Genomic DNA, 26,398 nt, shown 5'->3' with positions numbered 1-26,398 from the left:
CTCTTGCGGCCCTGCCCCGACGGTAGCGTTTCAGCGGCTAACGTGGGACGGATGGGGACGACCACACCACCGCGCACGCTCGCCGAAGCCCTGCGCGCCCGGGGCGACGAATCGCTGGCCGGGCTGCTGCGTGCCCGCCCCGACCTCCTCAACCCGGTGCCGAACGACATCACCCAGCTCGCCACCAGGGCCGGAACCAGGGCCTCCGTGGTCCGCGCGCTGGAGCACCTGGACCGGTTCGCGCTCCAGACCGCCGAGGCGCTGGCGGTGGCGCCGGACCCGGCCCCGTACGACACGCTGCTCTCGCTCCTCACCGGCGACGGGCTGGACGACGGCGAGCAGCGCGACGACGTGGGGGCGGCGGTCACGGCCGCGCTGCCGGGCGCGTTGGCGACACTGCGCGAACAGGCCCTGGTCTGGGGCGAGGACGAACGGCTGCGGCTGGTGCGTACGGCCCGCGAGCTGCTGGCCCCGTCCCCGCAGCACCCTTCCCCCACCGGCCTGGGGCCGACGGTCGCGGAGGCGACGGCGGGGATGTCGCCGGGCCGCCTCCAGGAGATCCTGGCGGCGACGGGACTCCCTGCCACGCACGACCCGGTCTCGGCGGTGGCGGCACTCTCGGCCCTCTTCACGGACCGGACGCGGATGGCGGAGCTGCTGGACACGGCCCCGGTGGAGGCGCTGTCGGTCCTGGACCGGCTGGTGTGGGGCCCGCCGTACGGGGAGGTCACCCCGAACCCCACCCCGCCCGTGAAGTGGCTGCGGGACCGGGGCCTGCTCCTCCCGGTCTCGACGCGGACGGTGGTCCTGCCGCGCGAGGCGGCCCTGCATCTGCGCGCCGGGCGCGCGCACCGCGTACCGGAACCGGTCCCCCCGGTCGTCGCGACGGCCGCCGAACGCGATCCACAGGCTGTGGACAGAGCGGCGGCCGGGCAGGCGTTCACGGCGCTGTCCACGGTCGAGGAGCTGCTGAAGCTCTGGAACGGCGGCGGCCCGGCGATCCTGCGCGCGGGCGGGCTGAGCGTACGGGAGCTGAAACGGGTGGCGGCCGCGCTGGAGGTGACGGAGCCGATCGCCGCGTTCTGGGTCGAACTAGCCTACGCGGCAGGGCTGTTGGCCACCGACGGTGAGACGGACGAGCGGTACGCGCCCACGCCCGCGTACGACGAGTGGCTGGACCTCTCCGCCCAGGACCGCTGGACCCACCTCGCCACCGCCTGGCTCCCGGCCACCCGGGTGCCGGGTCTGGTCGGCGGCCAGGACGCGAAGGGGCGGGCGCTCTCCGCACTCGGCCCCGAGCTGGACCGTTCGGCGGCCCCCGACGTACGGCGCCGGGTCCTCGCCCTCTTCGCCGAACTGCCGCCGGGCACCGCGCCCGACCCGGAGACGCTGCTGCAACGGCTGCGCTGGGAACGCCCGTTGCGGAGTTCGGCGCCCTCCGCGGAGGGGACGGACCTCCGCTCCCGCCTGGCGCTCTGGACGCTGAACGAGTCGGAGCTGCTGGGGATCACGGGCCGGGGTGCGCTCTCCGCGCAGGCCCGCGCACTCCTGAACGAGGGAGAGGAGGCGGCGGCCGCCCTCCTGGCCCCGCTCCTCCCCGAACCCTTGGACCACGTCCTGCTCCAGGCGGACCTGACGGCGGTGGCGCCGGGCCCCCTGGAACGCCCCCTCGCGGAGACCCTCTCCGTCCTGGCGGACGTGGAGTCGAAGGGCGGGGCGACGGTGTACCGCTTCACGCCCGGCTCGGTCCGCCGCGCCCTGGACGCCGGGCAGGCGGCGGCCGACCTGCACGCGTTCCTGGCCGCGCACAGCCGTACGCCGGTGCCGCAGCCGCTGAGCTACCTGATCGACGACGTGGCCCGCCGCCACGGCCACCTGCGGATCGGGGCGGCCTCCGCGTACGTACGCTGCGACGACGAGGCGGTCCTCAACGAGATCCTGGCCGACCGCCGCTCCACGGGCCTGCGCCTGCGCCGCCTGGCCCCCACGGTCCTGGCCTCCCAGGCCGACCCCGGCGCCCTCCTCGAAGCGCTGCGCGAGATGGGGTACGCCCCCGCCGCCGAATCCGCCGAGGGCGACGTCCTGATCACCCGAGCCGGAGCCCGCCGCACCCCGCCCCGCACCCCTCCCACCCCCGTCCCGGAAGGCCCCCCGACCCCGGACGACACCCTGCTCGGCGCGGCGGTACGAGCCATCCGCGCGGGCGACACGGCCGCCACAGTGGTCCGCAAGGACCCGGCGAACACCGCCTCGTCGTCCACCACGACCTCCGGCTCCCTCCCCCGCACCACCTCGGCGGAGACCCTGGCCACGATCCAGGCGGCCGCGATGACAGGCACCGCGGTCTGGATCGGCTACGTCAACGCGGAGGGCGCGGCCAGCCAACGCGTGATCGCCCCGGTCCGCGTGGAGGGCGGCTTCGTCACGGCGTACGACCACACAGCCGACGAGGTCCGCACCTTCGCCCTGCACCGGATCACGGGGGTGGCGGAGCTGGCGGAGGACGGAGAGGGGTAGGGGCGGGGGCGGGCCGCGGGCTCACGCGTGCCGAGCCGCTTTCAGCAGGGCAACCAGCCTGTCCACATCCGTCCACGGGTTGTGCCGGTGCCCCTTCGATGCCCGCTGTCTCAGCGCCTCCGCGCGGTCCCGCGCCTGGCCGAAGCCGTCACGCAACGCGTCATAGGACAAATGCTTCCGGCTGGTCGAGTAGCCGCAGACACCGAGCTTCTCCAGCGCTCTCTGCGCCTCGTTCGAGGTGCTGTACCTCGTGACGTCCTTGAAGTGAAGCATGATCCATAACTCGAAGCACGGGTTGGTGAGCGCGACCTCGACGCCGTTCCGCCGGGCAAGGTCCAACGCGCTGTCGAGGCCGTCGTGCGGGGCTGGCGCTTCGACATCGATCACGCACCAGACCTCGTCATAGGCCATACGGCGGTCCTGCGGCGAGTGCAGGGCGCGCTCCTTGTGCTCGATCGCCGCTCGGACCAGGGACAACGGCTCACCGTGCTCACCGCCGAGACAGACCGCGACGGGAAGGGTCCGCAGATCCGCACGCAGGCCCTTGAAATACAGATCCTCGGTGCGCTCCCCTTCGCAGTAGATGAGAAACCTACGCTGCTCCGGACGTACGCCCTTCGTCCGCTTTAGCGGCTTTCCCCGCTTCACGCCCACCCCCATGCCGGAACGCCACGGCCACATCCCGCAGCAGGTCGTCGTCCAAATGCGGTACCGCCCCGTAGCGCCCGCCCAGATAGCGCCTCTCCAAATTGTCGGCCGAGTTGCGCACCGAGAACTCGGTCAGCGGAAACAGGCGCGTGGCCAGAGTCCGCGGGTCCTTCTCTGTGAACCAGACCTGATCCCTGAAGAGTTCGGTCCGTACGTTGCGCCCGAGCAGGGCTGCCTCATGTGTGCTGAAGACCAGCTGCGCTCCCCTGCTGTTGGTCTCGGGAGACTGGAACATGCCGACCAGGGCGTCCACCAGATAGGGGTGCAACCGGGCGTCGAGTTCGTCCACGCAGAGCACCCCGCCGTCGGCCAGCGTGGTGATGACGGGGCCGATGAGGCCGATCCACGTACGCGTGCCGCTCGACTCGTAGGCGAGGTCAAGCGGGAAGACACCCTCAGCGGTCCGGTGCTCCACCCTGACCCGCCGCTTGGCGTCCTCCCGCACGCGCACCTTGTCCCCTAGCGCGTCGCGAAGCGCCTGTGTGATTCGCTGGTGGTCCTCCCTGACGCTTTCGTCCCAGTCCTGGATCTCCAGTCCGGAGACGCCGAGGTCGGCGAAGCGGAGGAGGTCCAGCACCGGCTGGTCCGCCCGGCCGTCCCTGCCTTCGAGACAGAGCCGCACAGTGTGATCGAGGCGCTGGGGGAAGTCGTGGTCGGTGGCCATCCGCAGACCTGACCTGAACCACCGGAAGACCTCACCGAGCTGGTCGTGCCCCTGCGCTGCGGCGACGGACAGATACAGGCTGTTCGGCCTGAGCAGTTCCGCGATCAGCTTCCGCCGGCCGGTGAGCCACCGCCCGAAGGTGACGACGTCGTCCGCCCCGCGCTCGTACAGGCGGCGCTGGCGCCCTTCGGGGTAGTAGTACAGCCACTCCTCGGTGACGCGCTCGTCGTTGACCGAGAAGCCGAACTGGTGGTGCACCCCGCCGACGACGAAGTCGACCGCGAAGGAGCTGGGCCGCTCAGCCGCGCCCTGACCGAGCGCGAAGGTGCGGCGTGGAACTCCGCCGCTGGGGTCCCACCGACGGAACGAGGTCAGGACCGCCGACCGCATCCAGCCGATGGAGTCGATCACGTTCGACTTTCCGGAGGCGTTCGTCCCGTAGACCGCGACGACGGGAACCGCGAACTCGTCTCCAGCCGGGGAAGGGAACTCCGCCCGCTCCGGGTGCCGGTCGGCGGCGATGAGGGACAGCTCCTGTTCCTCCAGCAGCGAAGCGTGATTCGTGACCTGGAACCGCAGCAGCATAGCCAGCCTCTCCAAGCATCGAATGCTGTCTTCCCATGGCTCATATCGTCATAGCCTGACGATAGCGGCAGCGAAACGACATTGCCTAGTGATGCCACTCGTCCGTGTAGGCCAATGGCTCAGTCATGACGAATGCCCCGCCTCCCGAGGTGCCCGCCTGCTCTCGTCATCTCCCGGCGGCGGTCGCGGCCCATCTGCGATGCTGCAAGCATGTCCTTCGCCGATCAGGGCCTCGGGCTGAGGCAGGTGGGACCCGAGCCGGTTTCGGCAGACCCGCCCCGGGCGCCGATGCCGCCGCTGCTCACGCAGTCCTGGCTGGATCTGGCGTTCCTGCACTGGGAGGTCGATCCGGCGGATGTGGCGCCGCTGCTGCCGGCGGGGACGGTGCCGGACACCTTCGACGGGACGTCGACGTACGTGGGGCTCGTGGCGTTCCGGATGTACCGGGTGGGCGGGTTCGGGCTGCCGGGGCTTCCGTATCTGGGGACCTTTCCCGAGACCAACGTGCGGCTGTACTCGGTCGATGAGCGCGGGCGGCGCGGTGTCGTCTTCCGGTCCCTCGACGCCTCGCGGCTGATCCCCGTCCTCGTGGCGCGGGCCGCGTTCCGGTTGCCGTACGTGTGGTCCCGGATGGACATCGCGCGCTCCGGCGACACCCTCACGTACACGAGCGCCCGGCGCTGGCCCGGACCGCGCGGTGCGCGGAGCCGGATCGTGCTGCGGGCGGGGGAGGCCATCGATGAACCCACGCCCCTGGAGCACTTCCTGACCGCCCGTTGGGCCCTGCACAGTTCCTTCTTCGGGCGGACCGCCTATCTGCCGAACGCCCACCCCCGGTGGCCCCTCCACCGGGCGGAGCTGCTGGAGTGCGACGAGGACCTGGTGGCGGCCGGCGGGCTGCCCGCGCCGGTCGGGGAGCCGGTGAGCGTGCTGTACTCCCCCGGCGTCCCCGTACGCTTCGGGCCGCAGCGGCGCGGGACCTGAGGCTTCAGGAAATTCTCGCCGCCATCAGGCGGGGTCCATGCCCCGGAACCGTTCGAAGGTGTCCGTCCCCGTGGCGCCCTTCCCCCACGCACAGCAGGGCCATCTCCAGAAAGCCGCCGCTCTCGTCCTTCTGCCAGCGGCCCTTGCCCTCGGACCCGTCACCGTCGCTCAGGATCGCCTCGATCCGTGCGGGCTCGACCGCGTCAGGCCTCGCCGAGCGCGAGCATCGTGGAGTCCGGCTTCTTCCACACCGCCTGGAGCCCGGTGCCGGCGGGATGCGGCACAAACAAGTTGTCCGAGCGTGCGGGCGGGGAGACGGACGGCTCCTCCGCCGGGGTCCGTCACTGCCGGACCCTCACCCCTGTCGATCTTCGCCTGCTTCACCCAGCCCCACCGACGCCCCGTACTCACGCCCAGGTCACGCGCGACCTCCGTGACCGTCTTCTCCCACGACAACACCAAGGCGATCGCGTCCCGCTTGAACTCCAAGCGCCACATCGAGTCCGGTCACTCCGGCCAGATCTCAAGTCGGTCGAATATGAAGCAGGACATCGACAAGACGTTGGGGCGAGGAAAGTACACGGCCAGCGGCAGTGCGGTCGCTTGCAAGCTGGACAGTCGCACTTTCCGGAACCCATACGCCGGCGGCATGAAAGTGGTGTTCACCGAGCGAGTGGACTCGCGATCCAAAGACCGCCGCCCCGTCGGCGTCATCACTGCGTACCACTACAACTGTGGACGCTAGGTACGAATGAGCAAGATCACGGAGTACAGGGCGTATTTTTTGCCGTTGACCTCGACTCTTTACGGGTGGTGGAGCGCTATTCGGCTCGGTGGTCTGCCGTAATGGCCCCTGCTGTTGAGGGGCGGGCAGGTGGTGGAGCGGGAAGCGTACGGTGTCCGGTTCCACTTCGACGAGGTCGTCGACGTCGTGCAGCGTCAGGAGGCAGGGTGCCCCGGTCGGACCCCGGACACCGGCGACGTGGCGTCGCCGGTGCCGTTCCCCCGGTCCACGGCGGGCGCAGCCGCGGAGGCGGCGGCGGTGCGGCGTACGGCTGGTGCGGCTGAGTCCCAGGCCCGCCCCGCAGCCACCGCACGAAGCCCCGCCCGCCGCACACACCCACCCCGCCCCGCCCCCCGATGCGGCACACTGGACGTTTGGCCGCATCCGTGGCCGCACCCCGCAGAAAGGGCCGAAGCGCGTGACCGGACCCCTCATCGTCCAGAGCGACAAGACGCTGCTCCTCGAAGTCGACCACGAGCTGGCGGACGCCTGCCGTCGGGTCATCGCACCCTTCGCGGAGCTGGAGCGTGCGCCCGAGCACATCCATACGTACCGGGTCACCCCGCTCGGGCTGTGGAACGCCCGGGCCGCCGGGCACGACGCCGAGCAGGTCGTCGATGCCCTGGTGGAGTTCTCCCGCTACCCCGTGCCGCACGCGCTCCTGGTCGACATCGCCGAGACGATGGCGCGGTACGGGCGGCTCACCCTCTCCAAGCACCCGGTGCACGGGCTGGTGCTCACCAGCACCGACCGGCCCGTGCTGGAGGAGATCCTGCGGTCCAAGAAAGTGCAGCCGCTCGTCGGCGCCCGGATCGATCCGGACACCGTGGCCGTGCACCCCTCCGAGCGCGGGCAGATCAAGCAGACCCTGCTGAAGCTGGGCTGGCCGGCCGAAGACCTCGCGGGGTACGTCGACGGCGAGGCCCATCCGATCGAGCTGGCCGAGGACGGCTGGGCCCTGCGGCCCTACCAGAGGCAGGCCGTCGAGGGGTTCTGGCACGGCGGGTCGGGGGTTGTGGTGCTGCCCTGTGGGGCCGGGAAGACCCTCGTCGGGGCCGGTGCCATGGCCGAGGCCAAGGCCACCACGCTCATCCTCGTCACCAACACCGTCTCCGCCCGCCAGTGGAAGCACGAGCTGGTCAAGCGGACCTCGCTCACCGAGGACGAGATCGGTGAGTACAGCGGTACGAAGAAGGAGATCCGGCCGGTCACCATCGCCACCTACCAGGTGCTGACCACCCGGCGTAAGGGCATCTACCCGCACCTGGAGCTCTTCGACTCCCGTGACTGGGGGCTCGTCGTCTACGACGAGGTCCACCTGCTGCCCGCCCCCGTCTTCAAGTTCACCGCCGATCTCCAGGCCCGGCGGCGGCTCGGTCTCACCGCGACCCTGGTGAGGGAGGACGGGCGGGAGTCCGATGTGTTCTCGCTCATCGGGCCCAAGCGGTTCGACGCCCCCTGGAAGGAGATCGAGGCGCAGGGCTACATCGCGCCCGCCGACTGCGTCGAGGTACGGGTCAACCTCACCGACTCCGAGCGGCTCGCGTACGCCACCGCCGAGGCGGAGGAGAAGTACCGGTTCTGCGCCACCACCGCCACCAAGCGGAAGGTCACCGAGGCGCTCGTACGCAAGCACCAGGGCGAGCAGACCCTCGTCATCGGGCAGTACATCGATCAGCTGGATGAGCTGGGGGAACACCTGGACGCCCCCGTCATCAAGGGCGAGACCAGCAACGCCCAGCGCGAGAAGCTCTTCGGCGCCTTCCGGAACGGGGAGATCAGCGTCCTCGTCGTCTCCAAGGTCGCCAACTTCTCCATCGACCTGCCGGAGGCCACCGTCGCCATCCAGGTCTCCGGGACCTTCGGGTCGCGCCAGGAGGAGGCCCAGCGACTCGGGCGCGTCCTGCGGCCGAAGGCCGACGGGCACGAGGCGCGGTTCTACTCGGTCGTCGCCCGCGACACCATCGACCAGGACTTCGCGGCGCACCGCCAGCGGTTCCTGGCCGAGCAGGGGTACGCGTACCGCATCGTCGACGCGGACGAGCTGCTGGCCGGTAGCTGAGGGGGCGAGGGCGTAGGGGGTACGCGGGGGGCACCGGATACAGTCGGTCCCATGCCCCCTCGCCCTCCTGACCTCCCCGGTTTCGGGGCGTGGCCGCGTGAGCCCGGCACCGTGGTGTGCCGGGCCTCGGCCGTTCCGGCGGGGGCTTCGGCTCCGTTCGTGATCATCTCCGAGTCCCACGTACCCGGTGTCCCCACCGAGTGGGAGCCGCACACCCACCCCCTGCACGAACTGGTCTGGGTGCGCGGCGGCACCCTGATGTCCCGGGTGGCGGACCAGGTGTTCACCGTGTCCGAGGGGCAGGGGCTGTGGATGCCCGCCGGGGTGGTGCACGGGGGGCGGCTGACGGCGGGGGTCGAGTTCTACGACGCCTTCTTCGCGCCCGAGCGGACGCCGCTCGCCTTCGAGGGGCCGACCGCCATCGCGATGACCCCGCTGCTGGAGTCGTTGCTGACCCATCTGGCCCGTACGGACCTCGACGCCGGGGCCCGGGCGCGGGCGGAGTCCGTCGTGTTCGACGTACTGCTGCCGTCGGAGCGCCAGTTCACGCTCCGGCTGCCCGGCGACGCCCGGATCGACACCATCGCCGAGGCCCTGCTGGAGGACCCCGCCGACGCCCGGTCGCTGGAGGAGTGGGCGCGGGCCCTGGGGACCAGCGACCGTACGGTCACCCGGGCGTTCCGGCACTCCACGGGGCTGTCCTTCAGCCAGTGGCGGCAGACGCTGCGCGTCCACCGGGCGTTGACGCTGCTCTCCGAGGGACTCGATGTGCAGTCCGTCGCCCTGGAACTCGGCTATGCGCAGCCCAGCACCTTCATCGCCGCGTTCCGGCGGGTGGTGGGAACGACACCGGGGGCCTTCTTCAGTACGGCCACGGGGGCCGCCTTCCGTACGGCCGCCGAGCAGGGCTCCCGCGCGGCGGAGTCCCGTTAAGCCACCGATCGCGGCTCCCGCGCGGCGGAGTTCCCGTCAGGCGCCGAACGGGGCTCCCCTGCGGCGGACGTTTCGGTCAGGCGCCGAACGCCGCACCCGTGCAGCGGACGTTCCGGTCAGCTGCCGAACGCGGCACCCGTGCGGCGGAGTTCCCGTCAGCCGCCGAGCAGGGCTCCCGCGCCGACGCCCCCTCCCGTGTCCGGAACGCCGTATCCGGTGTCTCCAGCTCCTGATTGCCGACACGGCAGGCGGAATATAGCCTTCCAGGAGTTAGGTAACCCTTAGTTGTTGCCCGCCAGGTGTGGTCGTCGTCGGGCTCGGGGAGCTTGTGGCGCGGTCGGCGGTGTGCGGCCACCGGGGGTGCCGCGCGCCATCGCCCCTCGACCCGACCGGACGCCCCATGTTCACCAGCCATCCCCCGCCCCCGGCCGCCCTCGACGGGCGTGACCTGGTCCTGCGGTACGGAAAGACCCCCGTCGTGCACGGGGTCTCGCTCTCCCTGGAACCCGGCCGCGCGACCGCCTTGGTCGGCCCAAACGGCAGCGGGAAGTCCACGCTGCTGCGCTCGCTCGCCCGGCTGCACCGGGTGGACGACGGCACGGTGACGCTCGGCGGCGGCGGTGGGGACGAAGACGGCGGCCCCGGGCGCTCCGTGTCCCTGCTCAGCGCCCGGGAGTTCGCCCGGGAGGTCACCCTGTTCTCCCAGTCCAGGCCCGCCCCGCAGGGCCTCACCGTGGCGGAGGTCGTGGCCTTCGGCCGCCACCCCTACCGGCGCGGCTTCTCCGGGCTCTCCGCCGAGGACCGGACCGCGATCGCGTACGCCATGGACGCCACCGGCGTACGCGACATGGCCGCCCGCCCCGCCGGGGAGCTCTCCGGCGGCGAGACGCAGCGCGTGTGGCTCGCGGCCTGCCTGGCCCAGAACACCGGTGTCGTCCTGCTGGACGAGCCGACCAACCACCTCGACCTGCGCTACCAGATCGAGACGCTGGACCTGGTGCGCGACCTCGTCCAGGACCACGGCATCGCCGTCGGCATCGTGCTGCACGACCTCGACCACGCCGCCCGCGTCGCCGACACCCTCGTCCTCATGCGCGCCGGCCGCGTCCACGCCGCCGGTCCGCCCGCCGACGTCCTCACCGCGCAGAACATCGGCGAGGTCTACGACATCCGCGTCGAGGCGTACGCCGACCCGCGTACGGGCCGGGTCCGTATCGACCCCGTCGGGCGGCACCCCGCCCCGACCACTTCCGCAGGCAACAGCCGTAGCAGTAACAGAGAAGAGGACCCTTCATGATCCGCGCCCGCCGTCTCCTGGCGTCAGCCGCCACCGGGCTCGCCGTCGCCCTCGCCACTACGGCCTGCGGCACCACCGACGTCAAGACGCCCGAGGCAGGCGCCGCCGCCTCCCCGGCCTCCAAGGACTGTGCCGGGGACACCACCGCCACCTCGGCCAAGCCGGTCACCCTCACCGACAGCCTCGGCCGCAAGGTGAAGCTGGACAAGCCCGCCGCACGCATCGCCGTCCTGGAGTGGCAGCAGGTCGAGGACGCCCTCACGCTCTGCGTCACGCCCGTCGCGGTCTCCGACGCGAAGGGGTACCGGACCTGGGTCAGCGCGGAGAAGCTCCCCCAGGGCGTGACGGACATCGGCACCCGCGAGGAGCCCGACCTCGACACGCTCGCCGCGGCCAAGCCCGACCTCGTCGTGGTGGAGGCGTTCGACGCCAAGGACGAGACCCTGGTCGCGCTGGAGAAGCGGGGCATACCGGTGATGGCCACCCGGGGCGCCAACCCCGAGGACCCCATCGGCAACGTGCGCGACGTGTTCAACCTGATCGGCGAGGCCACCGGGCGCACCGAGCGGGCGAAGCAGGTGATCGGCGAGTTCGACGACCACCTCGCACGGGCCAAGAAGCAGGTGGCGGACGCCGATCTGCCGACGCAGGACTTCCTCTTCTTCGACGGCTGGCTCCAGGGCGGCAACCTCACGGTCCGCCCGTACGGGCAGGGCGCGCTGTTCACCGCGATCGGTGAGGAGCTGGGGATGAAGGCCGCCTGGACCGACGACATCAACAAGGCGTACGGCGACGGCGGCGTCGACCCCTCCTACGGCCTGGCCCAGACCGACGTCGAAGGGCTGACCGGCGTGGGCAAGGCGAACCTCTTCTACGCCAACGACGAAGGCGCCGGTGGCTACGTCACCGCCCTCCAGAAGAACCCGGTCTGGAAGTCGCTCCCCGCCGTGAAGGAAGGCCGCGCGCACAGCTTCCCCGCGCGCGTCTGGGGCGCCGGCGGGCCGCGCTCGTGCGAGCAGGCGATCGACGCGTACGTCGACGTCCTCACCAAGAAGTGAGCGCTCAGCACCAAGAAGTGGGCGTTCAGCACGAAGAGGTGAGCGTTCAGCACCGTGAAGTGAGCGCTCCGGCCCTCGCAGCAGAAGCACAGGCGCCCGTATCCGACACCGGTCGCCTCGCCGGGGGCGCCGTCCTCGTGCTCCTCGCCGTCGCCATCGTGCTGGTGGGCCTCTGGCATCTGACCCAGGGGACCTCCGGCGCGGGCATGTGGGACCTGCTGCGGTACGCCGCCGGGGCGCGGGAGGACGTCGGCGGGGTGCCGGTCGGGGACATCGTCGCCGGTTCGCGGCTGCCCCGGCTGCTCGCGGGGGTGGCCGTCGGCTTCGCCCTCGGGGCCGCCGGGGCGCTGCTCCAGTCCGTCACCCGTAACGCCCTCGCGTCCCCGGACACCCTCGCGGTCACCGCCGGGGCCTACTTCACGCTGTCGGCCGTCGCCGCCTTCGGGCTCACCGTGCCGCTGTGGGCCTCCGGGGCCGTCGCCTTCGCGGGCGGCCTGCTCGCGGCGGTCCTCGTGCTGGCCCTGACGGGCCGTACGGCGGGCACCTCGGGCACCCGTCTCGTCCTCGCCGGGTCGGCGACGGCCATGGCGCTGGACGCGGCGACCGCGATGCTGCTGATCCTCTTCGACCGGAACACCACCGGCCTCTTCGCCTGGGGCAGCGGCTCCCTCGCGCAGCTCAACATCGACGCGTCGATGCGCGCGATCCCGCTGGTGGCCGTGGTGCTGTGCGTCGCCCTCGCGCTCTCCCGGAAGCTGGACGTGCTGGGCCTGGGCGAGGACACGGCGTCCTCGCTCGGTGTGCCGATCCGCGCGACCCGTACGACCGCCGTGCTCTGCGCCGTACTCCTGACCAGCACGGCGGTGACGCTCGCGGGCCCGATCGCGTTCGTGGGGCTCGGCGCCCCGGTCCTGGCCCGGCTGGTCGCCGGACGCGTCCGGGCCCTGCACCGGCACGCGCTGCTGGTCCCCGGGGCCGGGCTGCTCGGCGCGCTGCTCGTCCTGCTCGCGGACGCCTCGCTGCGCGCGGTGCTGGGGGCCGAGGGGGCCGCCTCCGTCCCCACGGGCATCCCGACCGCGCTGCTCGGCGCCGTCGTCATCGTGGTCCTCGCGCTCCGCCTCCGGGACGCGGGGCCGGTCCGGCAGCCCCCGCAGGCCCGGTCCGCCACCCGGTCGCGCCGGTCGTTCCTCCTCGTGGTGGCCGGCGCGGTGGTGCTGCTGGCCGGGGCCGTGCTGGTGGGGATCCTGGCGGGGAGCCTCTGGCTGCGTACGGGGGACCTCGTCCTCTGGGTGCAGGGCACCGCCCCCGAGCTGGTCGGGCGCGCACTCGACGACCGGATGCCCCGCGTGGCCGCCGCCGTCCTCGCGGGCGCGGCGCTCGGGCTTGCGGGGTGCGCCGTGCAGAGCGCGGTACGCAACCCGCTGGCCGAGCCGGGCGTGCTCGGCATCACGGCGGGGGCCGGGCTCGGCGCGGTGGCCGTCGTGACGTCCGGCCTGCCCGGCGGGCGGCCGCTGCTCATCGCGGCGGCCGTCGGCACCGGGCTCGCCACGTTCGCGCTGATCGCCCTGCTGGCCTGGCGCGGCGGCTTCCTGCCGGACCGGTTCGTGCTGATCGGCATCGGCTGCGGATACGGGCTCAGCGCCGTCTCCACCTTCCTCCTGCTGCGCGCCGACCCGTGGAACACGCCCCGGATCCTCACCTGGCTCTCGGGGACGACGTACGGGCGCTCGCTCCCCGATGTCGTACCGGTGGCGGTGGCCCTGCTGGTCGCGCTGCCGCTGCTGCTCGCGATGCGGCGCGAACTGGACCTGCTCGCCGTCGACGAGGACACCCCGCGCATCCTCGGCGTCAGCCCGGCCCGCACCCGCTTCGCCTCGCTCACCGTCGCCGCCGTCCTCGCGGCGCTCGGCGTGATCGCGATCGGGGTCGTCGGCTTCGTCGGGCTCGTCGCCCCGCACCTCGCCCGGTCCCTCGTCGGTGCCCGGCACGGCCGCGCGATCCCCGTCGCGATGCTCATCGGCGGGGTGCTGGTCTGCGTGGCCGACACCCTCGGCCGCACGCTCATCGCGCCCGCGCAGATCCCCGCCGGGCTCATGGTCGCGCTGGTCGGCGCCCCGTACTTCGTCTGGCTGCTCCGGAGGTCCCGCGCATGACGCCGACGTACACCGTCCTTCCGTACGAGCCCGGCGCGTGGCCGGACGCGCTGCGGCGGACCGCCCGGCCCGAGGTGCTGGAGCGCTGGGGCGCGGTCGACCGTTCACCGCACGCTCCCCGCCTGGTGGCCGCGCCCGACGGGGGCGGCACCGCGCTCGTGACGGCACGCCCCGGTACCGCCTACGTCAAGATCGTGGACACGGTCGGGGACGTACCGGCGGCGGTCGGAGCGGTTCTCTCGTACGCCTACGAGCAGGGCCTCGCGCAGGTCAAGTGGGAGGGGTGGACGGCGAGCGCCGAGGATGCGGCGGCGGCCGGGTTCGCTCCGCTGCGGCTGCCGCTCACGCGCCCGGACGTCCCGGGTGGACCCGGGGCCGGGTATGTGCGCTGGCTGGTCGGCGGTGAGGCCGTCGCCGAACCCCCGTACTACCGGCAGAGCACCCACTTCACCTGCGGAGCCGTCACCGCCCTGGTCGCGCAGGCGCACGCGGGCGTGGCGGGGCGGGAGCCGATCGGCCGGGAGGCGGAGCTGACCCTGTGGCGGGACGCGACCAACTTCCCCGCGTGCGAGCCGGTGGGACTGGGGGTCGCGGTCCGGCGGCGGTGGCCGTCGTCGGACGTGGAGGTGCTCCTCGATACGGACAAGCCCGTCCTCCTCGACCACCTCGCCGGGGACGAGCGGGAGTGGCGGGCCGTGCTCCAGCGCGTGTCGCGGACGGAGGCCGGGCGGCTCGGCGTGCCGGTCGACGGGCGGCGGCTGTCGCTGCCGGAGCTGCGGGACGCGGTCGGCCGGGGGGAGTGCGTGCTGCTGCTCGTCTCGCTGGCCGTGATGCAGGGGTTCGACGTGCCGCACTGGGTGCTGTGCCACGGGGCCGTGCCGGGTGCGGTGGTGGTGGGAGATCCGTGGTTCAACACGGCTGTCGGAGAGACCTGGGTCGACGCCCATCTGCTGCCCGTTGCCGACGGGGCACTCGACGCGATGTCGCTGGTCGGGCAGGACCGGGTCCGGGGCGCGGTGCGGATCGGAGGAGGAAGAGATCGCTGAGGGGGGCGGCTCAGTGGCCCCTCCGTACGCCCGCCCCCTCCGCGTACTCCCCCAGGACGACCACGCTGAACGCCGCCGTCACGAACACCTTCACGGCGCGCACCGCGTCGCCGACGCGATGGGGTCGGTGGTGACCGGTGACCGCGGTCGCGCCGTGCGCGGGGCCGGTCCTGCGTGGGTTCAGGGTGGTTGTGCTCATGTATCCATGGTGCTCCCGTCACCCGTATGGGCGCGTCGGTCCGCAGACGGAACCCGTACGCCGGGCGCGTAGCTCTCCGGTACCGCCCAGGCCGCACACATCCCCTACGGGTACCCCTGGCCTCTCCACCCCCGGGAGGGCCGTAATCCGTTTCGCCGCCGACCCGCCCTGTGGCTACAATCGCCGGTCTGCCCGCCTCCCGCGCCGAGTCAACGGCCCCGGGAGCGCCGCCGACCGGACGGAAACCGGCCGACACACGCGAACGAACCTTCCGAGCGGACCGTCCTGCTCCGGCTCCCGCCGGCACCGACAGCGGTCCGCCGTCCTGCGTCGAAAAGCTGTCGAAGAGCCGTCGAAAAGCCTTCGAGAAGCCTTCGAGAAGCCGTTGAAGAGCCGTTGAAGAGCCGGAGGCAACACCGTGCCCGCGCACGTAGCAGAAAGCGATTCCACCACCGATCCCGCCGACCCCCTGGCGCACGAACGCGCCCATCTCGCCGCGTCCCGCGCCGCCCTGCGCGCGATGCGGGAGGACGTCCAGGCCCTCGACATCCGCGATGTCACCGCGAACTGGGTCAACGCCGCCGTGCTCCAGTCCCAGATCGACGACCGCATCAAGGCGCTCGCCGACCTCTCCCACACGCCCCTGTTCTTCGGGCGCCTCGACTATCTCCACGCCGTCGGCGGCGACCTGGCCGAGGGGGCGGAGGGCGAGCGGTTCTACATCGGGCGCCGGCACGTCCACGACGCCGCCGGGGACCCGATGGTCATCGACTGGCGGGCCCCGGTCTCCCAGCCGTACTACCAGGCGTCCCCGAAGAACCCCCAGGACGTGGGGCTCCGCCGCCGCTTCGGGTACACCGCCGGTGAGCTGACCGCGTACGAGGACGAGCACCTCACCGACCCCGCCGAGATCGCGCACACCAGCCGCCTCCTCCAGGCGGAGATCGAACGGCCCCGCGTCGGCCCGATGCGCGACATCGTGGCCACCATCCAGCCCGAGCAGGACGAGATCGTACGGAGCGGCCTCGGCGGCACCGTCTGCGTCCAGGGCGGTCCCGGCACCGGGAAGACCGCCGTCGGCCTGCACCGGGTGGCGTTCCTGCTCTATGCGCACCGCGAGCGGCTCGCCCGCACCGGCACCCTCGTCATCGGGCCGAACCGGTCCTTCCTCCACTACATCGAACAGGTCCTGCCCGCCCTCGGTGAGCTGGAGGTCAAGCAGGCCACCGTCGACGACCTGGTGACGGCGGACGTGGAGGTCCGGTCCACGGACGACGCGGCCGCCGCCGTGGTCAAGGGCGACGCCCGCATGGCCGAGGTGCTGCGCCGGGCCATCCGCTCGCACGTCACCACCCCCGCCGAGCCCGTCGTCGTGGTGCGCGGGTCGCGGCGCTGGCGCGTGCCCGCGTACGAGATCGAGGAGATGGTCGAGGAGCTGCTGGCCCGGGACATGCGGTACGGCTCCGCCCACGAGGCCCTGCCGCAGCGGATCGCGCACGCCGTCCTCGTACGGATGGAGGAGGCGGGCGAGGCCCCCGACGACCGGGTGCAGAACACCGTGGCCCGCAACCCGGCGGTCAAGGCGGCCGTGAAGGCGATCTGGCCCGCCGTCAACCCGGCGAAGCTGGTGCTGCGGCTGCTGTGCGACCCGGAGTTCCTGGCCGTCCACGCGGAGGGGCTGCTCACCGAGGACGAGCAGAAGCTGATCCTGTGGGCGAAGCCCGCCCGGAGCGTGAAGTCGGCCAAGTGGTCGGCGGCGGACGCGGTGCTCATCGACGAGGCCCGTGACCTGGTGGCCCGTACGCACTCGCTCGGCCATGTCGTGCTGGATGAGGCGCAGGACCTCTCGCCGATGCAGTACCGGGCGGTGGGACGGCGGTGTTCGACCGGTTCGGCGACCGTGCTCGGAGACCTCGCGCAGGGGACGACGCCGTGGTCCACGGAGAGCTGGGACGAGGCGCTGTTCCACCTGGGCAAGGCGGACGCGGTGGTGGAGGAGCTGACGGCCGGGTTCCGTGTGCCGCGCGAGGTGATCGCGTACGCCTCCCGGCTGCTGCCCGCGATCTCGCCGGGTCTCGCGGCGGTGGAGTCGGTGCGGGAGTCGCCGGGGTCCTTGGTCGTACGGGAGGCGGGCGGGGCGGACGCGCTGGATGCCGCCGTCGTCTCCGCCTGCGAGGAGTCGCTGCGCCACGAGGGGTCCATCGGGCTGATCGCCGCCGACGCCCGGATTCCGGCGCTGGGCGCGGCGTTGGAGGCGGCGGGGCACGCGTACCTCTCGCCCGGTGAGGAGACCACCGCCGAGTCGCGGCTGACGCTGGTGCCCGCGTCGCTGGCGAAGGGCCTGGAGTACGACTACGTGGTGCTGGACGAGCCGGCGGCCGTGGTGAACGGCGAGCCGGACGAGCGGACCGGGCTGCGGCGGCTGTACGTCGCGCTGACCCGTGCGGTGTCGGGGCTGACGGTGGTGCACACGGCGGCGTTGCCGGAGGCGCTGGGGTAGGGCCCGGGGACGCTGGGGCAGGGCCCGGAGGCGCTGGGGCAGGGCCCGGGGAGGGGCGGGGTCCGTGCGGCTCCCGCCCCTTCCGAGAACCCGGCCGCCTCAGACGTCGAGGGCCTCGCGCCACTCCCGTACCGCCGCCGCGTCCACCGGTGCCGACCAGCCGGACGGACGGGCCGCACCGCCGATGTGGAAGGCGTCGATGCCCGCCGCCCGGAGCTGCGGCAGGTGGTGGAGCTGGAGGCCGCCGCCCACCAGGATCTGCGCCTCGTACCCCGGCTCCCCGGCGCGGGCGGCCTCTTCGAGGAGCGTCGGGATGCCCGCGTCGACCCCGTCCGGCGAACCGGCGGTGAGGTACGTGTCCAGGCCCGGCAGGTCCGCGAGCTGCTTGCGCAGGGCGTCGCGGTCGGTGGCCCGGTCGATCGCGCGGTGGAAGGTCCACCGGGCGCCGTCCAGCTGGGCGACGACCCGCTCCACGGCGACGAGGTCGGCGTGGCCGTCCTCGTCCAGGAAGCCTAGGACGTACTCGTCGGCGCCCTCCGCCCGCAGCTCGCGGGCCCTGCGGGCGAGCGCCTCGATGTCACCGGCGGCGAATCCGTCCGCCAGCCTGAGCATGACGCGCAGCGGGATGTCCACGGCGGACCGGATCGCCGCGAAGGTCTCCCGTGACGGCGTCAGGCCGTCCGCGGCCATGTCGGTGACCAGTTCGAGGCGGTCTGCACCACCTGCCTGGGCGGCGACCGCGTCCTCCGCGTCGAGAGCGATCACCTCCAGGACTGCACGGTTGCTCATGGGTCCCCATTCCTCCGATACGCGGCTACAGGTCTAGTCCAATGACCAGCCTACGGGGCGGCCCGGTGGCCGCACAGCCCTCCATCTGAACGCATGATCGCGGAGATGCGCACCCCCACCCCGCAGGCCCCTCCCGGCGCGCCTTGCGCTTCATAGGGGTGGGGGGTATACATGGGGAGAGGACGAGATACCCCCTAGGGGTATCAGACACAGATCCTGAGACCGCCCCGAGGAGGCCCCCGTGCCCACGCGCTCCGCCACCACCGGCACTGCCACCGCCACCCGCACCGCCGAACTCGCCATCGGCGGCATGACCTGCGCCTCCTGCGCGGCCCGCATCGAGAAGAAGCTGAACCGGATGGACGGCGTGGAGGCGACCGTCAACTACGCCACCGAGAAGGCGAAGGTGACGTACCGGGGCGAGGACGTCTCCGTACAGGACCTGATCTCCACCGTCGAGGCGACCGGCTACACCGCACAGGAACCACCACCGCCCGAGACGAGGAGGAGCGAGACAGCGGCGGAGGCGGAAGAACCCGACGACGGGCTCACCTCCCTCCGCCAGCGCCTCATCACCTCGGTCGTCCTCGCCGTCCCGGTGATCGCGATGGCGATGATCCCGGCCCTCCAGTTCGACAACTGGCAGTGGCTCTCCCTGACGCTGGCCGCCCCCGTCGTCGTCTACGCGGGCTGGCCCTTCCACCGCGCCGCCTGGACCAACCTCCGGCACGGCGCGGCGACGATGGACACGCTGATCTCGGTCGGCACGTCGGCCGCGTTCCTGTGGTCGGTGTGGGCGCTGTTCTTCGGTACGGCGGGCATGACCGGGATGACGCACCCGTTCGAGCTGACCATCGCGCGCGGCGACGGCGCCGGGAACATCTACCTCGAAGCCGCCGCCGGGGTGACCGCCTTCATCCTCGCCGGGCGCTGGTTCGAGGCCCGCTCCAAGCGGAAGGCCGGGGCCGCGCTCCGGGCGCTGATGGAGCTGGGCGCGAAGGAGGTCACCGTCCTGCGCGACGGCCGTGAGGTGACCGTGCCGACCGGCGAACTCCAGGTCGGGGACCGCTTCGTGGTACGCCCCGGGGAGAAGATCGCCACCGACGGCAGGGTCGTCGAGGGCAGTTCGGCCGTGGACGCCTCGATGCTGACCGGCGAGTCCGTGCCCGTGGAGGTCGCCGCCGGTGACTCCGTGACCGGCGCGACCATCAACGCGGGCGGGCGCCTGGTCGTCGAGGCGACCCGGATCGGCTCCGACACCCAACTCGCCCGCATGGCCCGCCTGGTGGAGGACGCGCAGAACGGCAAGGCCGCCGCCCAGCGCCTCGCCGACCGCATCTCCGCCGTCTTCGTCCCCGTCGTCATCGTGCTGTCCCTGGGGACGCTGGGCTTCTGGCTGGCCAGCGGCGCCGGACTCACGGCGGCGTTCACGGCGGCCGTGGCGGTCCTGATCATCGCCTGCCCCTGCGCCCTCGGCCTCGCCACCCCCACCGCCCTCATGGTCGGCACCGGTCGAGGCGCCCAGCTCGGCATCCTCATCAAGGGACCCGAAGTCCTCGAAACCACCCGCCGCGTCGACACCATCGTCCTCGACAAGACCGGCACGGTGACCACCGGCAAGATGACCCTCCTCACCGTCCACACCGCCCAAGGCGCCGACGAGAACGACGTGCTGCGGCTGGCGGGCGCGGTGGAGCACTCCTCCGAGCATCCGATCGCGCAGGCCGTGGCGGCGGGTGCCGTCGACCGCCTGGCCGGGTCCGACCCGCTTCCCACCCCCGAGGACTTCGCCAACATCCCCGGACTCGGCGTCCAGGGCGTGGTCGAAGGACACGCCGTCCTGGTCGGCCGGGAGCAGCTGCTGACCGAGTGGGAGATCCGCCTCCCGGAGGGGCTGGCCCGCGCCAAGGCCGAGGCCGAGCGCGCCGGTCGCACGGCGATCACGGTCGCGTGGGACGGGGAGGCGCGGGCGGTCCTGGAGGTCGCGGACGCGGTGAAGGACACCAGCGCCGAGGCCGTCCGGCGGCTGCGCGCCCTCGGACTCACCCCGATCCTCCTCACCGGCGACAACCGGGCCGTCGCGGAGACGGTGGCGGCCGAGGTCGGCATCGACGAGGTGTACGCGGAGGTCATGCCCGAGGACAAGGTCGACGTCGTCAAGCGCCTCCAGACGGAGGGCCGGAGCGTCGCGATGGTCGGCGACGGGGTCAACGACGCCGCCGCCCTCGCCCAGGCGGACCTGGGTCTGGCCATGGGTACGGGGACGGATGCCGCGATCGAGGCCGGTGACCTCACCCTCGTACGGGGAGACCTGCGGGCCGCCGCCGACGCCATCCGGCTCGCGCGCCGCACCCTCTCCACGATCCGGACGAACCTGTTCTGGGCCTTCGCCTACAACGTGGCCGCCATCCCCCTCGCCGCCGCCGGTCTCCTCAGCCCGATGATCGCGGGGGCCGCGATGGCGTTCTCGTCGGTGTTCGTGGTCGGCAACTCGCTGCGGCTGCGGGGCTTCAAGGGGGCGTGAGGGCGCGGCTCCCCGAGTTCCCGTACGTACGTCGGCCTCTCCCGCCCGTACGGGACGCCTCACGCCCTTACGAGACGCCTCACGCCCGTACGACGAACCGCACCCGCGTCCCCGGAACCGCCTGCGCCGCCCCGGCGAGGGCGGTTTCCGGTACGACGCCGACGACCGGGTAACCGCCGGTCGTCGGGTGGTCGTTGAGGAAGACGACGGGCCTTCCGTCCGGGGGCACCTGGATCGCGCCCAGCACCATGCCCTCGCTGGGCAGTTCGCCGTCGCGGGCCCGCTCCAGGGCGGGCCCTTCGGTGCGGAGGCCGATGCGGTTGCTGTGCGGGGAGACGCGGTAGGCGGCGGTGGTGAGCGTACGCAGCGCGGTGGCCGTGAACCAGGTGTGGCGCGGGCCGAGGTGGAGGGGCAGCACCAGCTCGGCGGGGGCACCGGGCCAGGGAACGGGCCCTTCGCCGGTCGGCGGCTCCCCGCCCGGCCGACCGAGCGGCAGTGTGTCGCCCTCCGCCAGCGGGGCCGGGCCAAGCCCCGAAAGGAGGTCGGCGGAACGGCTGCCCAGCACCGGTTCCGGCTCCAGGCCGCCCGCGAACGCCAGATAGCCGCGCACCCCGGTCACGGCGGGGCCCACGTCCAGCACCGCCCCCGCCGGTATCCGCACGGGCGCGCCCCAGGCCACCGGCCGCCCGTCGACGCTCACCCGGCACCCCGCACCGCCGACGACGGCCACCACGGTCCGGTCCGGGCGGACGGCGCACCCGGTGACGGTGGTCTCCAGGAGGGCGGCGCCCGGCGGGTTGCCCACGAGCCGGTTGGCCAGCCGGGCGGCGGCCGCGTCGAGGGCCCCGGCCCGCCCGACGCCGAGATGCGCCCAGCCGGACCGGCCGGCGTCCTGGACGGTGGTGAGGGCGCCGGGCCGGACGATGTGGAGGAGCCCGTTCCGTACGGGGGTCATGAGCGCGACTCCGTACGGGACGTGGGTACGGTCTCCGCCGCGCGAGGCATGGGCAGGGGCGCCGCTCCACGGGAAGCGGGTCCCGGCTCCGGCTCCGCCGCCACGAACCGGACCCGGGTCCCCGGTCCGAGCAGCGCCGCCGGTTCCCTGCCCGGGTCCCACAGGGCCGCCGGGTCCACCATCCGCCCGATGAGCTGCCAGCCGCCGGGCGAAGGGCGCGGGTAGACCCCGGTGTACGGCCCGGCGAGGGCCAGCGCCCCGGCCGGAACCCTCGTACGCGGGGTCGTGCGCCGGGGCACATGCAGCCGCTCGGGCAGCCCGGTCAGATAGCCGAACCCGGGCGCGAACCCGCAGAAGGCCACCCGGAACGCGGTACGCGAGTGGAGCGCGGACACCTCGTCGACGCCGACACCCCAGAGCGCGGCGACCTCCGCCAGATCGGGGCCGTCGTAGACGACGGGGATCTCGACCGCGTCGCGCGCCTCGTGGCGCAGAGGCGGCAGGACCCAGGTGACGAGATCGCGCGCAAGCCGGTCGCGGAGTGCGGAGGCGCTCTCTCCAGCATTTGCCTGGTCGCCGATCCCGTCCAGCAGAACGGTCCGGGCGCCGGGGACGATCTCGCGTACGCCGGGGAGTGCGCCCCGCTCGCGGCGGCGGAGAAGCTCGGCGTGGAAGGCCTCGGCGTGGTCGCCGTCGGCCAGTTCGACGAGGAGGGCGTGCGCCCCGGCAGGCAGCACGCGCACCTTCCCAGCGTCATCCCTCGGGCTCATGTGAACGCCTCCACCAGGACGCCCGCGTCCTCCAGCGCCGCCCGCACCCGGCGGGCGAGGGCAGCGGCGCCCGGGGTGTCGCCGTGGACGCAGAGCGAGCGCGCCTCGACGGGTATCCGGCTGCCGTCCGCCGCGGTGACCGCCCGGTCCAGCGCCATGCCGACACCGCGACGTACGACCTCGTCGGCGTCGTGCACCACCGCCCCCGGTTCGCCGCGCGGGACCAGCGTCCCCTGTGCGGTGTACGCCCGGTCGGCGAAGGCCTCCTCCGCGGCGGGCAGCCCGGCGGCAGAAGCGTGGGCGAGCAGATGGGAGCCGGGCAGCCCGAGGACGGTGAGGCCGCCGCCCGCGAGCCGGACGCCCGCGACGACGGCGGCGGCCTGCTCCTCGTCGTGGACGGTGCGGTTGTAGAGGGCGCCGTGCGGTTTGACGTACGAGACGGTGGAGCCGGCCGCTTCGGCGAACACCCGCAGGGCGCCTATCTGGTACGCGATCTCGGCGGCCAGCTCGTCGGACGGCACGTCCATCGACCGCCGCCCGAACCCGGCCAGATCCCGGTAGGAGACCTGCGCCCCGATCCGTACGCCGCGCGCGGCCGCCGCGTCACAGACCCGCCGCATGACGGAGGCGTCACCCGCGTGGAAGCCGCACGCCACATTGGCGCTGGTGACACAGGCGAGGAGCGCTTCGTCGTCGGTCAGGGTCCAGCGGCCGAAGCCCTCACCGAGATCCGCGTTCAGGTCCATCTTCACGAGCGCACGCTATTGACTCGGCTCCGGGGCGACAAGGGCCGGTCCGAGGGGCGGAACCTTCCGCGCGCCCTGTCAGTCCGCCGGCTTCGACGGCCGGTCGAAGAGGTGCAGGTCGCCCTCCCGTACGCCGTGCAGCTCGTACCGCGAGCCCACCAGCGGCCGGTTCGCGTACAGCCGGATCAGCGTGGGCCCGTCGCCTCGGTACCGGCCTGCGGGCCGCCCCTCGGGCGAGGGGACGCCGAGCGGGCGCGGCCCTCCCCAGCCCTCCGACTCCACGTCCGCGACGACCTGCGGCATCTCCTTCCGGTACGCCACGCCCTCCAGCAGCCCCAGGGCGTACGCCAGTCCGTGCCCGGCGTACGCGCCGTCGAGGCCCCACGCCTCGCGCACGTCCCCCGCGTGCACCCACTCGCCGAGCGCGACCCCGTCCAGCTTCCCGCCCGCGGCGGCGATCACCGGGCCGGCCTCGGTCATCCCGCGTTCCAGCTCGTCGAGGAGGGCGGCCAGGGGCAGTTCGGCGCGCTCCGCGATGTCCCGCTCGTTGGACTCGGGCGAGAACACCCCCTTCTCCAGCCGGTCCTCGACCACCCGGGTCAGGGCGGCGGCGCAGTGCGCGAGGACATGGCGGACGGTCCAGCCGGGGCACGCGGTGCGCAGGCCGTACGCGGCCTCGGGGGTGGCGCGCAGCAGCGGGAGGAAGGCGTCGCGCTCGGTGCGCAGGAGCAGACCGGGGAGTTCGGGATCGCGTACGGGGGCGGCGGGGGTGGAGGCCGTGGTCGTCATGGACCCCAGCCAACCGCAGGGGGGCTGGCGGCCGGGGCGGGATACCGGAATCGGTACGGGGGGGGCGGCCTCGCGTCCGTACGGGTCGGCCCGGCATCCGTACGGGGAGTCAGGCTCTCGTCCGTACGGGACACGGCCACTCAGCCGTACGGGGCTCAGCCTCTAAGGTCGTCCCATGACGGACAGCCCGCGCCCCCGCGACACCCGTGCCCTGCCCGACCGCTGGCGGGACGCGCTGCTCGCCGCCCGCTCCGGAGCGGGCGGACCCGACGCGGGACCCGACCCGCTGCCGTACGCCGAGAACCTGCTGGCCCGCTGGGACGAGCCGCAGCGGCGGTACCACACCACCGCCCACCTGACGGCGGTCCTGGACCGGATCGACACGCTCGCCGGGTACGCCGCCGATGTGCACGCGGTGCGGCTGGCCGCCTGGTTCCACGACGCGGTGTACCGGCCCGACCGCACGGAGAACGAGGAGCGCAGCGCCGCCCTCGCCGAACGGGCGCTGCCCGAGGCGGGGGTGGGGGACGCGGTGACGGCGGAGGTCGCGCGGCTGGTCCGGCTCACCGTGACGCACGACCCGGCCGACGGGGACCGCAACGGCGAGGTGCTGTGCGACGCGGACCTGGCGGTGCTGGCGGGGAGCCCGCAGGAGTACGCGGACTACGCGGCGCAGGTGCGGGAGGAGTACGGGTTCGTCCCCGACGAGGCGTTCCGGACGGGGCGGGCGGCGGTGCTGCGCCAACTCCTCGCGCTGCCGAGGCTGTTCCGTACGCCGCACGGGGCGGCGGAGTGGGAGGCGCGGGCCCGGCACAACCTGGCGACGGAGCTGGAGCTGCTGGGGTCGTCGTCCGGTCCGCAGTGATCGGCAAATGTTCCGGTTCCTTCACGGAGTTGTTCCGGTCACGCCCTGGCCGGGCCCGGGGCACCTGCCGGCGGCTAACGTCTGGCATCGCAGTTGCACACACTCTGACGACTCCACGGGGGTACGGCTCCATGTCCAAGGGACTGGCGGGATACGGCACGACGGCCGGCAGATCTTCACGGCGGCGAATACTGCGGCTGGCCGGGGCCGGGATCACGATGGCGGCCCTCGGCGCCGGGCTGACCGGCTGCGAGGACGAGCTCGCGACCGGCGGCAGGGGCAGCACGCCGCCGCCGCGCACCGCTTCCCCCGAGGCCGAGGGCGACAAGGCCCCCGAGGACGGCAAGACCCCCGCGCCCCTGTGGACGAAGTCGACCTCGGCGCAGACGTACGGGGACAACGACGAACTCGTCGCCGTGGCCGGTGTGGTCATCGCGAGCGGTGACCCGCTGGCCGCCCTCGACGGGGCGACCGGCGACGAGCGGTGGTCGCTGCCGGGCGGCGCGGTCCCCGGCGCCCCGCTGCTGCTCGGCAACGGCGACGACACCCTGTACCTGGCCAGCGGCAAGTACGACGGCAGCGTCATCGGGTACGCCCCGGCCTCCGGCAAGGAGACCTGGCGCAGCCACCTCGGCAAGGAGTACCGGCAGCCGAGGCCGGTCGCGGTGGACGGGACGCAGGTGTACGTCATCGCCGAGATCCTGGAGGCCGACAACTCCTCCCGTACCAACGTGATCGCCGCCCTGAACAGCAGCACGGGCAAGCTCGTCTGGAAGGAGCAGCGCGACCTCGGCACCGAGCAGAACGGGGTCCACGCCGCCGTGCAGGGCCGCTACCTCGTCTACACCGACTTCAAGAAGAACCTCACCGTGCGCGACACCGCCACCGGCCGGCAGGTGTGGACGCAGAAGACGACGAAGACGAGTTACGGCCCCTTCGCCGTCCACCAGGACCTGGTGATCGTCCCGCAGGGGCAGAAGCTCCAGGCCTTCGCGCTGTCCGACGGGTCCGAGAAGTGGTCCGTGGAGGGCGAGCAGTTCACCACCTTCCGGGAGCCGACCGTCCTGGACGACGTGCTGTACATCGCGGACAGCGGCCGGACGCTGTGGGCCCTCGACCCGCGTACGGGAAAGAAGGTCTGGCAGTCCACGGCGCTCAAGGACTCGGGCGCGCAGGTGCCCCGGCAGTTCGTGAGGGTCGGCTCCACCCTGTACGGGGCCACCGACCTCGACGAGCAGGGCGGCATCCACGCCTTCGACGCGAAGGACGGCGCCCTGCGCTGGACGTTCAACGACAAGTCCGGCGACTACCACGCCTGGCTGGTGGCCACCGACGGCAAGCACGTGTTCGCCCTGCACGGCAAGAAGCTGCACGCCCTGCCCGCGTAAGGGCTGTCCACCTGCCGAGAACCGGGAATGCGGACACGTTCCCCGGCGTTGGGACGAGTCATGCCCGACTCCACCTCCCGCC

21 protein-coding genes are annotated in these 26,398 nt (G+C 73.0%); 13 read left to right on the top strand and 8 right to left on the bottom strand.

Annotation, left to right across the window (positions count from 1 at the left end; all coding sequences use genetic code 11):
- Positions 1-51 precede the first annotated feature (51 nt).
- On the top strand, positions 52-2,517 hold the full coding sequence (locus tag GTY67_RS19575) for a helicase C-terminal domain-containing protein (protein ID WP_161279507.1): 2,466 nt from the start codon (positions 52-54) through the stop codon (positions 2,515-2,517).
- Positions 2,518-2,538: 21 nt separating this feature from the next.
- Here GTY67_RS19575 and GTY67_RS19570 read toward each other — a convergent pair whose 3' ends face one another.
- Together GTY67_RS19570 and GTY67_RS19565 are read right to left on the bottom strand one after the other, a co-directional pair.
- On the bottom strand, positions 2,539-3,165 hold the full coding sequence (locus GTY67_RS19570) for an RloB family protein (RefSeq protein ID WP_161279506.1): 627 nt from the start codon (positions 3,163-3,165) through the stop codon (positions 2,539-2,541).
- Complete coding sequence (locus GTY67_RS19565) at positions 3,110-4,489, bottom strand: ATP-binding protein (RefSeq protein ID WP_237502657.1); 1,380 nt, start codon at positions 4,487-4,489, stop codon at positions 3,110-3,112. The genes GTY67_RS19570 and GTY67_RS19565 overlap by 56 nt, the downstream gene beginning before the upstream one ends.
- Before the next feature lie 273 nt (positions 4,490-4,762).
- On the opposite strand from GTY67_RS19565, the gene GTY67_RS19560 reads away from it, so the two are divergent.
- From GTY67_RS19560 to GTY67_RS19525, 8 genes are all read left to right on the top strand, one after another.
- Positions 4,763-5,458, top strand: a complete 696-nt coding sequence (locus tag GTY67_RS19560; protein WP_161280181.1) for a DUF2071 domain-containing protein — start codon at positions 4,763-4,765, stop codon at positions 5,456-5,458.
- A 433-nt stretch (positions 5,459-5,891) separates the two neighbouring features.
- Positions 5,892-6,203, top strand: a complete 312-nt coding sequence (locus GTY67_RS34635) for a hypothetical protein (RefSeq protein WP_202462323.1) — start codon at positions 5,892-5,894, stop codon at positions 6,201-6,203.
- A gap of 457 nt (positions 6,204-6,660) precedes the next feature.
- On the top strand, positions 6,661-8,304 hold the full coding sequence (locus GTY67_RS19550) for a DNA repair helicase XPB (protein ID WP_093694070.1): 1,644 nt from the start codon (positions 6,661-6,663) through the stop codon (positions 8,302-8,304).
- Positions 8,305-8,355: 51 nt separating this feature from the next.
- Positions 8,356-9,237, top strand: coding sequence for an AraC family transcriptional regulator (locus GTY67_RS19545; protein WP_161279504.1), 882 nt, complete (start codon positions 8,356-8,358; stop codon positions 9,235-9,237).
- Positions 9,238-9,637: 400 nt separating this feature from the next.
- The gene (locus GTY67_RS19540) at positions 9,638-10,534 is read left to right on the top strand and encodes an ABC transporter ATP-binding protein (RefSeq protein WP_161279503.1); all 897 of its coding nucleotides are present in this window, start codon (positions 9,638-9,640) and stop codon (positions 10,532-10,534) included.
- Positions 10,531-11,592, top strand: coding sequence for an iron-siderophore ABC transporter substrate-binding protein (locus tag GTY67_RS19535; RefSeq protein WP_161279502.1), 1,062 nt, complete (start codon positions 10,531-10,533; stop codon positions 11,590-11,592). Before GTY67_RS19540 ends, GTY67_RS19535 begins: the two co-directional genes overlap by 4 nt.
- A 59-nt stretch (positions 11,593-11,651) precedes the next feature.
- Positions 11,652-13,745 carry an iron ABC transporter permease gene (locus GTY67_RS19530; protein ID WP_161280180.1) on the top strand — a complete coding sequence of 698 codons (2,094 nt, stop codon included), beginning with the start codon at positions 11,652-11,654 and terminating at the stop codon, positions 13,743-13,745.
- Entirely contained in the window at positions 13,742-14,791 is a 1,050-nt protein-coding gene (locus tag GTY67_RS19525; protein ID WP_161279501.1) for a peptidase C39 family protein, read from the top strand. The genes GTY67_RS19530 and GTY67_RS19525 overlap by 4 nt, the downstream gene beginning before the upstream one ends.
- Positions 14,792-14,801: 10 nt before the next feature.
- Here GTY67_RS19525 and GTY67_RS19520 read toward each other — a convergent pair whose 3' ends face one another.
- Complete coding sequence (locus GTY67_RS19520; protein WP_030566947.1) at positions 14,802-14,990, bottom strand: hypothetical protein; 189 nt, start codon at positions 14,988-14,990, stop codon at positions 14,802-14,804.
- A gap of 418 nt (positions 14,991-15,408) precedes the next feature.
- Here GTY67_RS19520 and GTY67_RS19515 point away from each other — a divergent pair, with 418 nt between their 5' ends.
- Complete coding sequence (locus GTY67_RS19515) at positions 15,409-17,490, top strand: ATP-binding domain-containing protein (RefSeq protein WP_161279500.1); 2,082 nt, start codon at positions 15,409-15,411, stop codon at positions 17,488-17,490.
- A gap of 99 nt (positions 17,491-17,589) precedes the next feature.
- Here GTY67_RS19515 and GTY67_RS19510 read toward each other — a convergent pair whose 3' ends face one another.
- Positions 17,590-18,279: a copper homeostasis protein CutC gene (locus GTY67_RS19510; RefSeq protein WP_093694065.1), complete on the bottom strand. Its 690-nt coding sequence runs from the start codon at positions 18,277-18,279 to the stop codon at positions 17,590-17,592.
- A 241-nt stretch (positions 18,280-18,520) separates the two neighbouring features.
- Between GTY67_RS19510 and GTY67_RS19505 the strand changes: the two genes are divergently transcribed.
- Positions 18,521-20,803 (top strand): heavy metal translocating P-type ATPase, encoded by a 2,283-nt coding sequence (locus tag GTY67_RS19505; protein ID WP_343238711.1) that lies wholly within the window; start codon positions 18,521-18,523, stop codon positions 20,801-20,803.
- A 79-nt stretch (positions 20,804-20,882) separates the two neighbouring features.
- On the opposite strand, the gene GTY67_RS19500 is transcribed toward GTY67_RS19505, so the two are convergent.
- The 4 genes from GTY67_RS19500 to GTY67_RS19485 form a co-directional block, all read right to left on the bottom strand.
- Positions 20,883-21,758, bottom strand: a complete 876-nt coding sequence (locus GTY67_RS19500; RefSeq protein WP_161279499.1) for a biotin-dependent carboxyltransferase family protein — start codon at positions 21,756-21,758, stop codon at positions 20,883-20,885.
- Complete coding sequence (locus GTY67_RS19495) at positions 21,755-22,528, bottom strand: allophanate hydrolase subunit 1 (RefSeq protein ID WP_161279498.1); 774 nt, start codon at positions 22,526-22,528, stop codon at positions 21,755-21,757. The genes GTY67_RS19500 and GTY67_RS19495 overlap by 4 nt, the downstream gene beginning before the upstream one ends.
- Complete coding sequence (locus GTY67_RS19490) at positions 22,525-23,274, bottom strand: 5-oxoprolinase subunit PxpA (RefSeq protein ID WP_161280178.1); 750 nt, start codon at positions 23,272-23,274, stop codon at positions 22,525-22,527. The genes GTY67_RS19495 and GTY67_RS19490 overlap by 4 nt, the downstream gene beginning before the upstream one ends.
- 78 nt (positions 23,275-23,352) lie before the next feature.
- A complete protein-coding gene (locus GTY67_RS19485; RefSeq protein ID WP_161279497.1) occupies positions 23,353-24,063 on the bottom strand; it encodes a maleylpyruvate isomerase family mycothiol-dependent enzyme in 711 nt (236 codons plus the stop codon).
- 175 nt (positions 24,064-24,238) lie between these two features.
- Between GTY67_RS19485 and GTY67_RS19480 the strand changes: the two genes are divergently transcribed.
- A complete protein-coding gene (locus tag GTY67_RS19480) occupies positions 24,239-24,928 on the top strand; it encodes a hypothetical protein (protein ID WP_093694061.1) in 690 nt (229 codons plus the stop codon).
- Between the two features lie 131 nt (positions 24,929-25,059).
- Positions 25,060-26,316: a PQQ-binding-like beta-propeller repeat protein gene (locus GTY67_RS19475; RefSeq protein WP_161279496.1), complete on the top strand. Its 1,257-nt coding sequence runs from the start codon at positions 25,060-25,062 to the stop codon at positions 26,314-26,316.
- Positions 26,317-26,398: the final 82 nt, after the last annotated feature.

This window comes from Streptomyces sp. SID8374, assembly GCF_009865135.1.
Taxonomy (GTDB): Bacteria; Actinomycetota; Actinomycetes; order Streptomycetales; family Streptomycetaceae; genus Streptomyces.
Note: the sequence above shows the minus strand (reverse complement) of the source record. Positions and strands in the feature narration are given on the sequence as shown.